Origin of the sequence: Enterococcus sp. B2E4, assembly GCF_030499455.1 — a bacterium.
Classification (GTDB): Bacteria; Bacillota; Bacilli; order Lactobacillales; family Enterococcaceae; genus Enterococcus_D; species Enterococcus_D casseliflavus.
In genome coordinates this window covers 1-12,788 of sequence record NZ_JAUKPK010000024.1, presented here as the reverse complement: position 1 = coordinate 12,788, position 12,788 = coordinate 1, and the positions used below count along the sequence as shown (strand labels likewise).

The following is a 12,788-nucleotide window of genomic DNA, read 5'->3' as shown; positions in this document are numbered from 1 at the left end:
ATTCTAACTTTTGAGCGTCGCTTTATGAATGAGGTGTTCTTACATTTTATATTTGTAGCTCCTGTCGGTGACGGCTAATCCATCCAGCTATCGTCTGACAAAATAGCGTCTGTCCATCCTCTACTGTTTGCGATCCACCAATCGATAGTAGACTCTTGCGGTGATGGAATACACCAGCAGATAAATCATTGTAAACAATAGGACAGAAATAATCGATACCGTAATCAATAAGTTGCGATCTGACAGACCAAAAAGAAGCAACAACTTCTGAATCATCGGAAAAGCAAACGTTAGATGGATAATCGCTACAACCAAAGGAAATGAGAAGATCATCAAGACTTGCTGCTGGATTACTTGTTTGACTTCCTTATGGCTTAACCCAACTTTTTGTAAGATCTCGAAACGTTCTTTGTCCTCCATCCCTTCGGAAACTTGTTTATAATAAATGATCAATGCGGCAGCTAAAATAAAGATCACACCAAAAATCAAGCCTAAGAAGAAGAAGCCGCCGGTAAATGTTTTTGTCTCAACTTCAAAAAGATCTTTTGACTCAACGCTCGCATTGGCATCTGCTGATAGGAGTTCACTGCGAATCTCTTTTGCGATGGTTTCACGATCGCTTGCTTCTGCTGTTTGAAAATTAAAGACTGTTGTTGTCACAGGTTGCTGGTAAAGTTGAAACTCTTCGTTTTGATACCAAGAGCTTAGCTTTTCGGTAAGCCACTGATCATCTGCCACGAGAACAAGATGCTGAACCGGGTTTTCTGTTTTCGTGAATGTTGGCAGTTCTTTCAATTCCTGCAATCGAAATTGACGTTCATCGATCGTCGTCATTTCTGGTAATACTTGATGAGTCCACGTTTCAGGAAAAACGAAGAGTTCATCTTGTGTCGGTCCTGTTTTCCCGGTGATTCCATGGTATTCAGAACTGGTAAGAAAAGTAAGGTAAACAGCTTTATCAAAACTACCGAAATTTTCTTCAAAAGAAGTTGAGGGAACAAAATTTGGTTCCTCAAAGGTAAAAAGCAACGGTCTTGTTGTAGTGACTTGCTGGCGCTCTTTGATCGTTAGCTTCTCTTCAAGTCCATTAATTGCTGTGTTGATTTGCTGGGAATCAGCCGCTGACTCAATTTGAACATCGTAAGGAAAACGGGTTTCGATCACATTCTTTTGTCCAAAATAAAGACTGGCGGTCGTAGCAACGGTCACTAACACCATCGTTGATAAAATACAAATGCTTGCTAAACCAGCCGCATTTTGCTTCATCCGATACAACATGGTAGAGACATTGATAAAATGGGTCGTTTGATAATAATAGGTCGTTCGTTTTCTTAAAAATTGCAATGCTTTGATACTGCCCGCAATAAACAACAAATAGGTAGCCAAGATTACGAGGACGACGGCGACAAAGAACATGCCTAAGGCACTGATGGGCGACTTGATCGTCACAGAGATCGTATAGCCTGCCACTAAGCATAGGACACCTAATAGTGCCAAAATACCTTTTGCTCGTGGTTCTTTTTCATTTCGCTTGCTTCCTTGCAGTAATTGAAGTGGATTGGTTTTGCGTACTTGCAGTATGTCAAATAAAAATAAACAACCAAAGACGAACATAAAATACAGGATCACCAAGCCAATACTCTCAAATGACAGTTTGAAGACAAAGAACTCGCCTACGGCTAAGATTTTCTTCAGTATCAAAAATCCTAATCGTGCAAACAATAAGCCACTGATCAGTCCGGCGGCAAGGCTAATGAGAAAACTGTAAAAGAGTTCCCAAAAGACCACGAAGGCGATCTCACGTTTTCCTAGTCCTAAAACATTGTAGAGACCAAATTCTTTTTTTCGCTGTTTGATCAAAAAGTTATTGGTGTAAAAGGAAAAGATCGCCGCAAAAATCATGAGGATGATATTTCCTAAACGAAACATGAAGATGGCGCTTTGACTACTAGGAAGTTCCTTCATTCCTGGATTGTTCACGATGATTTGCGTCATCATCAAAACAGCCACCAAGAAACTCATAGATAATAAAAAGGGTGTGTAAGCTTTGGCATTTTTACGCAAATTGGAGAAGGCGATTTTCTGAAAGAACATTCGTTACTCCTCCTTTGCAAAGACAGCAGTCATTGTTTCGGCGATTGCTTCTAGAAAAGCGGTATTGCTGCGATCCCCTCGATACAGCTGGTGAAACACATACCCGTCTTTGATAAACAAGACGCGTTGTGCGCGACTGGCTGCGATCGAACTGTGAGTGACCATCACGATCGTCTGTCCATTTTGATTGATCTTTTGAAACAATGTCAGTAATTGATCAGAGGTTTTCGAATCCAGCGCTCCGGTTGGCTCATCTGCTAATAGCAGTTCCGGTTTTGTGATGATTGCTCGTGCGACAGCAACTCGTTGTTTTTGTCCGCCAGACAATTCATACGGATAGTGCTGCAATAAATCGGCGATCCCTAAAGTTTGTACGATGGGCTGAAGCTGCTTTTCCATTTGTTTGACGGAAACTTTCGATAAAACTAATGGCAATAAAATATTGTCCTTTACCGAAAAGGTGTCCAATAAATTAAAGTCTTGAAAAACAAAGCCTAAGTGATCCCGTCGAAAACTCGCTGCGTCTTTTTCTTTGATCGTGGTCAGATCGATGCCATTCAGCTGCATTTCACCCGCTGTCGGTTGGTCTAACGTCGCCATCAAGTTCAGCAGCGTACTCTTTCCCGAACCTGATTCCCCCATGATAGCGACATATTCCCCTTCTTCTACCATAAAGGTAATATTTTTCAACGCTTCAACGGGTTGTCCGTTCAGCTGGCTTTGATAGATTTTTTTTACTTGTTGAATGTTTAAAAGTGTCATCTTGTTCCCTCCTTCCTTTTTAGAATAAGCTGACTGGCAGAAAAAAGCGACTTACAATAAAAACCGCAAACTTACAGTGTTGAAAGTTTGCGGCTATCGGTTATTTGCGGTGGGAAAATGAAGTGTGACGATGGTTCCCTGTCCTACTTCAGAATCAATCGCTAAACGGCAGCCGATTTTTTCAGCCGCTTGTTGACTCATATATAAGCCTAGCCCGCTCGCTCGTTGCTGAAAGCGACCATTTTGTCCCGTATATCCTTTCTCAAACACCCTTGGCAAGTCTTCCTTACGAATACCAATGCCGCTATCTTGGATCACCAAGGCATTGTCTTTAGTGAAAACGTTGATGCCACCAGTTTCGGTATACTTCAAGCTGTTGAAAAGAACCTGTTCAAAAATAAAAACGAGCCACTTTCGATCGGATGTCACTGTCAAATCCACCGCCATGTCCAGTTGCAGATTCTTTTTCGAGAAAAACAAGGCATACTTTTTGATCGTTTGACGAACGAGGGGCGCTAAAGCAATCGACTCAAAGACAAAATCTTCATTCGCTAAATTTTGTCGCAAATAATTCAACATCATTTGCAAGTAATCATTCACCTTAAATAATTCCGCTTTGACCTCCGTCGGTGACAACGAATCGCTTTGGACCAAAAGATCCAGCGCAGCTAGAGGCGTTTTGATTTGATGAAGCCACAAGCCGAAATCTTCATAAATTTCTTCATTTTTTAACGCTGCCTTGTAATCAGAAGTGGTTTTTTCTCTTGCCAATTGTTTAAGAAGGGCTTGGTATTCGTCTTCTAAACGATTTCGAGTGGCAGGCAAGAACGCCAACGCCGCTTCCGTCATACGTTCTTTTCTTAATAAATGCTGCAGCTGCTTTCTTTTTTGTGCGTAACGAAAATAATGAAAAAGGGAAAGTCCCCCTAAGATCACCCCTGAAAAGACCACATAGTCAATGAAGGGCTCCAACGAAAGGCTGTGGAGAAAGAATAGCCCAAATAGGCCCGCACTAAACAGCAGGTAAACGAGATAAAACTTTCCATAAAGGACGAAATATTCTTTCACGTTAGTCATAGGCGTGTTCCTTTTCTATCAAATACCCTTTATTCTTTACCGTCTGGATCAAATCGGATAGTTCGATCTGGCTTAATTTTTTTCGCAAGCGAGTCATATTGACCGCTAATGTGTTATTATCGATGAATTCTTCACTATTCCAGAGCATTTCAATGATGGTCTCTTTGGCTACGATCTTCCCTCGATGCTGCAAAAGCAAGGAAAGAATCCGAGCTTCATTTGGAGACAGTGGCAACTGTTCCCCCTGTTTTTTTAATACATTTTCTGTGGGATAAAAGGTTACTTGCCCTATCTCAAAGGTCAGCGCTTGTTGGTGGCTATACTGATAGCTCCGCCGCAGCAATGCTTGGATTTTTGCCAAAACGAAGGCTAAATCAAAGGGTTTTGTTAAATAATCATCTGCTCCCATGTTCATTGCCATGATCTGATTCATCTGTTGATCCATCGACGAAAGGAAAATGATCGGCACTTCTGACTTCTTGCGAATTTCTTGGCACCAATGATACCCGTTGTAATAAGGCAGCGAAATATCTAAAAGAACGATATCCGGTTTGATCTCATGAAACTCTTGCAAGATGCTAGCAAAATTCTTCGCGGAAACACATTCGTACCCCCATTGCTGCAAATATTCTGCTAGAACAGAGACGATCGTTGCATCATCTTCAACAAGATATATTTTTTGCATGTCTTTCTCCTCTCTGTTGATTAATCACTTGCTTCTTTACAGACAGTGTACCAGAAAAGAAAAAGAATCGTCTAGATGGGGGGAACCTTTCAAAGGGCTGTTTTTTTCCTCAATCCTCTGCCAATCGAGCAAGAATTTCTTGGTAACGCTGTGTGGCAAAGGGACTGATATGCCCTTTTTGGCAAAAATTCAGTTTCCCCAGTTTGGGTACGACCCGTTCTACGATGACATTGCCATTTTGAACTTTCGATTCAAACTGCTGCAAAGCCTCCAAAAATCGTGCGTCTTTTCTAGCAGAAGGATAAAAAGACAAGACATACAGATAATAAAAAAGATTGTATCCTCTAAAGGGATATTCTGTCTGCATAAACAATGTACCCATCCCATAGTGACAGGGACTGATTGGCTGACGGATCTCCCAATGAGCAAGCAAAAATTCGCTTGCTTGCTTAAGCGTTTCCATCTGTTCACGATCATGAGTATAGCGAAAGGCATCAAGGACCGTTAACGTCGTCATTGGCGTGGAAAAGTGGGTCTCAGGGCCGCGACCAAAACTATACTTATTGCACTTCCAGCCGCCATCTGCTTCCTGAGTAGCAAGAAAATAGTGAAAGGTCTGTTGCAGCCGCTGGTCCCTTGTGTAACCAAGAGCACACAGCGTTCGCAAAGCCAACGCCGTATGACATGGATAGATCCCCCCTGACGGAGAAATTTTAAATCTGCCGTCTTCTCTCCATCCTTGAAAGATTAATGCGGCTGTTTCTTTTAATAAGTTCTCCTCACGTGACATGCCAAGTTCAAGTAAATAAAGAGGACTTTCTAAGGTCGTAAAGGGTGCTCCTTTTAGTAATTTATGGTCTGGCGTCGACCATAAATCGGCGCCATGATCATATTGATGGGAAATGATTGCCTCGATGTCTTGCTGAACCCTCTGATCCATATTGATCTTCCTCCATCTCTTAAGTGTCGTGCAATCAACCCAATAATCCTCATTGACCCACGGTGCACTCGCTTCTAGAATGATAAAAATTCGAACGTTTTTTAACACATGAGTTAAGTTTTTGTTTTTGAATTGTCCAAATGAATTTTAGAAATCAAATAGTTTTTTCCCGACGGACGTACTTTTAAAAAGAATGTTCTAGTTTTCCTGATGACAGGTTTTAAAAAAGTTTGTCTCTGAAATCGCATGATCATCCGAACCCCATAATGAAAGATCACCTGAATAGGAACACGCTCACGCAACAAGTTCATGCCCCACTCTTTTAGTAAAAGGAATCAGGCATAATGAAATAATTCAAAACGAATGCCTTCTGGGCTTTCAAAGAATAAGGCATAGTAGTTAGGGGCGATGCGCTCTTTGTATTCCATTGGTCGATCGTGAAGGATCTTTACCCCTAAAGCTTTTATTTTGGGAAAGATCGCATCTACGACTTCGCGGCTTTCCGCCTTAAATGCTATGTGTTGAACAGAGCCCGGTTTTCTTGAATCGATTTTCTCGTTCTTCCATTCTTTTCGTGGGGAACAAATGCCGAAATCAAATGAATCGCCTATATATTCTACAACTTCCATATCGGCATGTTCTAAGTACCCAGAATATTTCTTCTGAAGGTCAAAACCTAATACTGCAAATAATTGATCATAAAAGCCTTCTGCTTTTTTTACATCATTGACTGTGATTTGGATATGGTGAAACTGAATGTTCATATTCGCTCCTTTCTGGCTAACAAATTAAGTGTTTCAGGAAAAAAGCCGCTTGCGGAAGTTTGATTCAACTAAATTAGCTAGGAAGCTCACTTAATGTAGAAATCACCTTTTCCATTGCCGTTGCTACTTCTTTAGGCAACTTATTATAGCCATCATTTTCTGTCTCTTGAGCCAAAATAAAGTCCAGCCGTCCTTGCATCCGCTCTCTTAAATGAGCAACATAGGAGGCATCTTGAAAATCGACTTTAAAGCCTGTTACTGGCAGGAAACTCATTTCGGTGATCCCGCCGAAATTTTTAAATTTAGCCTCACCTTCCACAATTTTTTCAATCGATGTCAGCGTGACTTCAGGCGTGACTTTCTTGTCTTTGTAAAAGCCTGTATTTAGAATGTAACAAGCCGTTTGGTTTTCTTTAAACAAGTGCATGAAATGGGCAAAATCTTCCCCTAAAGGATAGACTCTAAATGGATTGGCATAAGGTTCGATGACCAGTTTATCTATATCCGTGGTCTCGACAATCTGTTCAGCTGTCGTGCGCTTCGTAGCTAAGGTCAACCCAAAAACAGCGGCTAAAATCGGATCGTCAATTTTTACTACCGGAGGCAGCGTGTCATCTTTCATGATCCAAAATACGGCATCGATCGGCGAATCTAAATGGTCCACCCGATTAGGTGTGACATATCGTGATTTGACGGTTCGACCATTCCCATTACGAATATCTTGGGTCACGAGGACCTTTTTTCCTTTCTCGTCTAAAGTAACCCCAACATTTTGACAGGTGATAAAGTAGCGGACATTTGGGTTGGTTAATGGATAGTCTTGCGTTTTATCAAAATAAGAAGGTTCCAGAGCAGTGGAGGCACCACTTGTTTGATTAATCACAAATGCATCGTCGTGCAGAACCTTGATCTCATATTTGCCACCATGTTCTGCCAATGTGATGGTCGATTTTCCTGATCCTGAAAGACCAAAAGCAGCCATCGTAAATGTTCGATTCGGTAACTGATACTGCTTCATTCCCCCATGACACGCCACAAAGCCATGGCGATGCGCGGTAGCCCAAGCCAAAGTTAATGTCGCTTTTTTCAATTCACCAAAATAGTTTAAGCCTAAGACTGCCGCAACATTGTGTTCAGGATCAAAAAGAGACAGCCCATAAGGAAAATCAGGATGAGACCAGTCTGGATCAGCGTACAAAAAAATGTCCGTCTCTGGATATTCTTTGGAACGTTGGTACCTTTCTTCCCATGATTTCGTCATCAATTGAAAATTCAACAAATAAGAGTAAAAGTTGGATTCATAGTGCTCTGGTATCAACAGGTGAGCTTTGACCATAAACGCTTCATCTAATCCTACAACAACTTCACCACCATAAAATTGCTTGCGGGTTCCTTGGTATAAGGCATCTCGCAAAATGTCTTCATATAATTCTCGCTGGATTCCAGGATGCCCGATGATGCGTCGAGCTGCCGCTGTCCGTCCAACCACTTTTCCGTCATTAAACACGATGACTTTTGCATCCTCTGGTAGTCCTAACTCCTTGGTGTGTGTTACCGGCATATCCGTAAGAATAGCGCCAGAAGATTCTTTTGCTAAGTGATAGGCAGTGGCTAGATCATGAATCCAAGTGACATTGTTCCCATAAAAAGCTGACTCTATCAACACTTTAAAACTAGACAAATGCGTATTTTGCGGTGTAATCTCTTTGTGTGAAAATGCACGAATCGTTGCCATGTGCAATCCCTCCTAACAAAAATTTTCTATTCACTACGTTTATTATAATACTTTCTAATCACCACACGCCATATTTTTATACACATTAACTATAAATTGCCGACAAACCATTTTGTTAAAGGATTTGGCTGTCTGCATATTTGTAGCTTCCCTGCTTTTTGCATTGATTTTCTCCCCGCTCATCAATAGTGAGAAAGAACAAAAAAACTGGAACAAAAAAGAATGTCTTTCTGCTCCAGTTTCTGGTTTTATATTTCATCCATTCCAAACATCACAATCGACGTAATTAGATAGACAGATGGGTTATAGTTGCTTATTTCTCAATTGACTCGCCTTCTCTAGTAACTTTGTTATCGTAAGACTTTATGACAATTACCATAAAAAGAACTCACGGTCAAAATCACTGAAAAGAACTCGTTTTTCTTAACGACGTTCTAACAACACGACACACTCCACATGTTTTGAGATGAGTGGATAGCTGTCAAAGGAAAATTTTCATTTTACTTTTCTGCTAAATTATCTTTGAGGGAACATATCCACTGAGGGCTTTTGTATGAGGGAACATATCAATCAAGATATGGATTCATCACATAGCCTGCTGGATATACCTCGATACAGTCCTCAAGTGGTGGAAAGTGTGAAAGTACATTATCTACAAAACTATAAAGATGCTTAATATCATCTAAAAATTCCAGTGTAGTTCCAATATCTCTATATCTAAACGAATGAATTGCATTCCTTTTATGCTGTACAGAATCAACCCAAACATACTCCTGAGAATTTTTATCATCCCATAGCTTTCCACAACTAAAATCTTTAAGATCATTGAACGAGGCTTTTTCTGGTTCTATCATTTTGCCTTTATTATTTGTAATGGGGTTCTTGCAATAATCATCATAATAAACACAGTAAAAGAATTTCAGCCATGATTCAACGACTGCGCCTAGATTTGCACGAGCAAGAATCAGCTCACCTGTAGTCATTGCGAGACCTTTATCAATCCAAATTTTCAATGTTTTTGTTAATTCACTTTGCCATTCGAGCATAGCATCGTCCAACTTATCTGCTGCCGAATCTGGTGCAATCCCACGAGCTTCTTTCCATATGAGAGCCGCATTATTTGTAAGTATAACGAGTACTTCATATTGTTTTCTTTTAGCCATTAGTTTTCCTCGATAAGCATTTCTTTGTTTTCATCAAAACGCCCTATTGCGTCCAATGCTTTAATTCCATCTGGTGTCATGGTACCATCATCATTATCCGCACTTGTCTCCACGCAAAAATGTGCCACTCCACATCCTTTTCGGAACAGCCACATTATATTCCACTTTCTCTTACTTCTTTCTTCCTGAGTAATAACTGCATAAAACTCCTCTCCATCCATCGAAGATAGAGAAATCGCTGTAGCAACAGGAACTTTTGAATTAGCCATCTTATATCCTCCAATCTATTAACTCCATGTTTTTGTTTTTAATAGCTCTGCAATATCCTTAGTTTCAGGTAGATGTTCCGTCTCCAGGATTTGTGTTAAATCAAATACCCTCGTTCCCATAGGAGGCCTCGGTGTGATTTTCTTGAAATCAGTCTCATAGAATTTTTCAACAAAGAAGTATCTGTGCTTACTACTTTTTATATCATATCCATGTTGAACACCATCAATAATTGCATCTGCAATTTTCTGTTTTCTTTCGTCGGTCAATTCGCCAAACTCTACTTCATATTGCATACCATTATCAGTATCTACAGCCGTGATACGAGCACTAATCTTGCCAACCGCACGTACGCTTTTATTTTTATACAAGCTCAAATAATCGTGTGCGCGAAAACCACGCTCAGCATTATCATAGTAAATATCCTGACTTACATTAAAATCTAGTGTTTTTCCTGCCAATTGCATCCTCATAAATTTCCATGAATCTGAAACAGCAATGAGGCCATCGTTATAGCAGTAATTCAGATAATCATCCAAAACCTCCTGCATTTCGTAATCCCTATCATCAATTACTTCCTGTATTGCATTTACTATACCTTCAAATGTTGTATTGATATGAATTACTGGTTTACTTTGTGCAGAGTTATATTCCTTTAATTGTTGTTCAAAAATCTTCTTTTTATCTTCTGCCATTAACTCAGGGGCTAGAGTAATCATTACCTTATACTTCTCATCACCAAAGGAATTCAAATGTCTCATAAGTTGTTCAGAATAAAACCAGTCAGACATTTTTGTTTCAACAACAATCTTAAAGCTTTCCTGTGTTATGGTCGCATCAGGAATACTATCAACACTCTTCTCTTGTAAGTTAAATACGATTTCTGGCTCAAAGGAATCAGAGAAAAATTCCGACTTTAAAAAGCGAAAAAACTTATCAGAGGAATATTGATATAGGCGAGATAACAACAACATTGTATTTGCTGTAGCAACATTTTCTTTCGCATGGTATCTCTGAAAATAGTGAATTTTCATTTCTGCTTGTCTCCTCTCTTTTTCTTTCCATAATTTTTTGGAAAGTAATCCTTCCCAAGTAGCCAAACATACTGATCAATTTGCTTTAGGTTATATTTATCTAAGCCATAGAAGGCACGGAAATCTATCAGTATACCTTTGAATTTAACATAGTCCTTCAATTCGCAATCTTGAAAATCCGAGAAGTTATCACGATTTCTAAAATACCGAAGCACCTCATCTACATAGCTATCATAAATCGGATAATCAAGTGGATTGTGATGGCTACAATACTTTGAAGCAAAGGAGTAAAAATTCTTCAATGTATCCCCGATATTTACATATTGGATATCTCCAACCAGGGTAACATCACCAGTTTTAAGTCTCAAATCGATATCCAAAGCGCATATATGCTTAGCCACCGGGTAGATTGAGAAAATGTTAGTACTATAAAAATCATTAAGCGTTGATGCCTTTAATAGAATATCGATAACGTCTGTATTCTCAGGGCATAGCTCAAAGAACAGTTTATTAAGTGCATCCTCCTGCAGGTGGTAGTTCTCAAGGCCGTCCCACTTTGTAAGATAAATCTCAACCTGCTCGATTGAAGGATTAGGAACGTCAATGTCCATTTTATTTTTACGAGTATATGCACGGTAAGCAGTCTTTTCCTGCGTAGGCGCAGATGGCTCGGCAGTTCCATCAGAAGCTAAAAATATTCGAAACCTTCTAAGGTGAGACAAGTAACTATTAGCAAGTGATTTAGCATTACCGGTCGAGTTCTCAGAAAGAGCCTTTATTAACTCGTCTTTTGCTATATCCTCAAAATCAGTATCAGTCACTGCTTTCCAGAATAGGTCTTTGCTTCCTTTCCTCCAAAGGTAGAAGGTATCTGTATAAGCAGTATTAATTGTTAATTGCGAAATGTTCTGGCTATGTAGGAAGTTCCTGTACAATGCACGCAGCTCATCATAAGGTAAAGCTTTCATTTTGTTTATATCCAATTTTATCCCCCCTTTACTCAATATTCTTTAATCTATCAAGCCACTTCAATATGCAGCCACTTTTGAAGAAATCTAATAATGCACCATCGCAAAAGCGTTCTGCTCTAACAGCACCCATAATAAGCGCAAGCACACACTGTGCATTCAAACTTGAAATATCAGCATTCTTCATAGATTCTGAATCCCATTCAAGTCCGTTATCTTTGAGAATATCTTCATAACGGGTAAGCTCCATATCTTTATTGCTTTCTTCAAAGGCATAAACATCATCGATAAAGTTATCTACCATTTCGGAATAATCTACAAAAGGCATCTGTATCGGATGTTCCAGTGTTCCATCGTTTTCATTATCAATCACCCATTCACCAATGCTATCCGCCTGAATTATAGGTATGTATTTTGTCAAAATATCGAATTTACTCATCCTAATCCTCCTCAGGATCATCAATGCCAAATAACATTTGGAACTTATCAAAGTTATAAGGGTAAGAGTTATCGCCATCAAATTTTACTGGCTTATGGCCATTGTTATATTCGAATTCCAACTCCCACTGTGTTCCATCAAGTACCATGTATCCGAAACGTTTAGTCGTATAACGTCTTCGCCACTCACCGATGTGAAGTTCCTTAAGTGCAGCAATGTAGCTATTCTTTGTAAATGGCTCCTCATTATCATCTAATAAAAAAAGTGGTTCTTCATCTTCCCATAACTTCGTATATGCTTTCATTTCTTCGGATAACTCTACAATATAGGTGCTATAACCGCCAAAGTAACCACCAATGTTGAAGGTGATCTTGCGGATATCATTTATGTTCGCATCAAAATCGGCTGCCTTTTCTTCAGACTTTGATAAAGAATAAGTTCCGCCAGCCTCAACATAGGCTTGCTTGGCTTTATCCAAATATTCACGGCTCCAATAAATGCGGGTATCTTCACTTGGAAGAATAACAGTTTTCATGCCATCATACGGGTTTTCCATAGAATTTTTTAGACGACCTATTTCTTGCTTAAGTCCTCGGATGGCGGTCATTATTTCTTCTTTTGTTTTTCCTTTGAGATACTCTTCATAGTAACTTTCCGGACTAATCATCATATTAGACCGCCTCCTTTATTTGTTAGATATTTTTATTTCATCTCCATCGGGCAAAATAAATGCCTGCTCAAACCTGACACCCAGTACATCTGCGATGGCTTTCAACTCATCCAAGGTTACCGTTTCACGTTGTAATTTCTTATTGAAATTTTGTGGAGTCTGGCCGATACGTCTGGCAAGTTCAGAAACG

At 39.7% G+C, this 12,788-nt stretch carries 14 protein-coding genes; all 14 read right to left on the bottom strand.

Translation table 11 applies throughout. The annotated features are described in order from the left end of the window. Positions 1–120: 120 nt before the first annotated feature. Entirely contained in the window at positions 121–2,094 is a 1,974-nt protein-coding gene (locus tag Q1X33_RS14880; RefSeq protein WP_301969740.1) for an ABC transporter permease, read from the bottom strand. Positions 2,095–2,097: 3 nt separating this feature from the next. Continuing rightward, on the bottom strand, positions 2,098–2,856 hold the full coding sequence (locus Q1X33_RS14875) for an ABC transporter ATP-binding protein (protein WP_005230082.1): 759 nt from the start codon (positions 2,854–2,856) through the stop codon (positions 2,098–2,100). Between the two features lie 93 nt (positions 2,857–2,949). Beyond that, positions 2,950–3,933, bottom strand: coding sequence for a sensor histidine kinase (locus Q1X33_RS14870; RefSeq protein WP_005230080.1), 984 nt, complete (start codon positions 3,931–3,933; stop codon positions 2,950–2,952). Further along, positions 3,926–4,618 carry a response regulator transcription factor gene (locus Q1X33_RS14865; protein WP_005230074.1) on the bottom strand — a complete coding sequence of 231 codons (693 nt, stop codon included), beginning with the start codon at positions 4,616–4,618 and terminating at the stop codon, positions 3,926–3,928. The genes Q1X33_RS14870 and Q1X33_RS14865 overlap by 8 nt, the downstream gene beginning before the upstream one ends. Before the next feature lie 109 nt (positions 4,619–4,727). Continuing rightward, the gene (locus Q1X33_RS14860) at positions 4,728–5,558 is read right to left on the bottom strand and encodes a prenyltransferase (RefSeq protein WP_005230072.1); all 831 of its coding nucleotides are present in this window, start codon (positions 5,556–5,558) and stop codon (positions 4,728–4,730) included. Positions 5,559–5,893: 335 nt separating this feature from the next. Then, positions 5,894–6,322, bottom strand: a complete 429-nt coding sequence (locus tag Q1X33_RS14855; protein ID WP_005230069.1) for a VOC family protein — start codon at positions 6,320–6,322, stop codon at positions 5,894–5,896. Positions 6,323–6,395: 73 nt separating this feature from the next. Next, positions 6,396–8,057 carry a phosphoenolpyruvate carboxykinase (ATP) gene (locus Q1X33_RS14850; RefSeq protein WP_301969741.1) on the bottom strand — a complete coding sequence of 554 codons (1,662 nt, stop codon included), beginning with the start codon at positions 8,055–8,057 and terminating at the stop codon, positions 6,396–6,398. 566 nt (positions 8,058–8,623) lie between these two features. After that, complete coding sequence (locus tag Q1X33_RS14845; RefSeq protein WP_301969742.1) at positions 8,624–9,220, bottom strand: hypothetical protein; 597 nt, start codon at positions 9,218–9,220, stop codon at positions 8,624–8,626. After that, positions 9,220–9,489: a hypothetical protein gene (locus Q1X33_RS14840; RefSeq protein ID WP_301969743.1), complete on the bottom strand. Its 270-nt coding sequence runs from the start codon at positions 9,487–9,489 to the stop codon at positions 9,220–9,222. Before Q1X33_RS14840 ends, Q1X33_RS14845 begins: the two co-directional genes overlap by 1 nt. 18 nt (positions 9,490–9,507) lie before the next feature. After that, positions 9,508–10,521, bottom strand: a complete 1,014-nt coding sequence (locus tag Q1X33_RS14835) for a hypothetical protein (RefSeq protein ID WP_301969744.1) — start codon at positions 10,519–10,521, stop codon at positions 9,508–9,510. Further along, a complete protein-coding gene (locus Q1X33_RS14830; protein WP_301969745.1) occupies positions 10,518–11,504 on the bottom strand; it encodes a hypothetical protein in 987 nt (328 codons plus the stop codon). Before Q1X33_RS14830 ends, Q1X33_RS14835 begins: the two co-directional genes overlap by 4 nt. A 13-nt stretch (positions 11,505–11,517) precedes the next feature. Beyond that, complete coding sequence (locus tag Q1X33_RS14825) at positions 11,518–11,928, bottom strand: DUF6508 domain-containing protein (protein ID WP_301969746.1); 411 nt, start codon at positions 11,926–11,928, stop codon at positions 11,518–11,520. A gap of 1 nt (position 11,929) precedes the next feature. After that, the gene (locus tag Q1X33_RS14820) at positions 11,930–12,598 is read right to left on the bottom strand and encodes a hypothetical protein (RefSeq protein WP_301969747.1); all 669 of its coding nucleotides are present in this window, start codon (positions 12,596–12,598) and stop codon (positions 11,930–11,932) included. A gap of 15 nt (positions 12,599–12,613) precedes the next feature. After that, on the bottom strand, positions 12,614–12,788 hold a 175-nt coding region (locus Q1X33_RS14815), incomplete at its 5' end, for a helix-turn-helix transcriptional regulator (RefSeq protein ID WP_301996794.1).

Bases quoted from the DNA above. Each gene is read 5' to 3' on its own strand.
- Q1X33_RS14880 (WP_301969740.1), bottom strand. From the start codon at position 2,094: ATGTTCTTTCAGAAAATCGCCTTCTCCAATTTGCGTAAAAATGCCAAA.
- Q1X33_RS14875 (WP_005230082.1), bottom strand. From the start codon at position 2,856: ATGACACTTTTAAACATTCAACAAGTAAAAAAAATCTATCAAAGCCAG.
- Q1X33_RS14870 (WP_005230080.1), bottom strand. From the start codon at position 3,933: ATGACTAACGTGAAAGAATATTTCGTCCTTTATGGAAAGTTTTATCTC.
- Q1X33_RS14865 (WP_005230074.1), bottom strand. From the start codon at position 4,618: ATGCAAAAAATATATCTTGTTGAAGATGATGCAACGATCGTCTCTGTT.
- Q1X33_RS14860 (WP_005230072.1), bottom strand. From the start codon at position 5,558: ATGGATCAGAGGGTTCAGCAAGACATCGAGGCAATCATTTCCCATCAA.
- Q1X33_RS14855 (WP_005230069.1), bottom strand. From the start codon at position 6,322: ATGAACATTCAGTTTCACCATATCCAAATCACAGTCAATGATGTAAAA.
- Q1X33_RS14850 (WP_301969741.1), bottom strand. From the start codon at position 8,057: ATGGCAACGATTCGTGCATTTTCACACAAAGAGATTACACCGCAAAAT.
- Q1X33_RS14845 (WP_301969742.1), bottom strand. From the start codon at position 9,220: ATGGCTAAAAGAAAACAATATGAAGTACTCGTTATACTTACAAATAAT.
- Q1X33_RS14840 (WP_301969743.1), bottom strand. From the start codon at position 9,489: ATGGCTAATTCAAAAGTTCCTGTTGCTACAGCGATTTCTCTATCTTCG.
- Q1X33_RS14835 (WP_301969744.1), bottom strand. From the start codon at position 10,521: ATGAAAATTCACTATTTTCAGAGATACCATGCGAAAGAAAATGTTGCT.
- Q1X33_RS14825 (WP_301969746.1), bottom strand. From the start codon at position 11,928: ATGAGTAAATTCGATATTTTGACAAAATACATACCTATAATTCAGGCG.
- Q1X33_RS14820 (WP_301969747.1), bottom strand. From the start codon at position 12,598: ATGATGATTAGTCCGGAAAGTTACTATGAAGAGTATCTCAAAGGAAAA.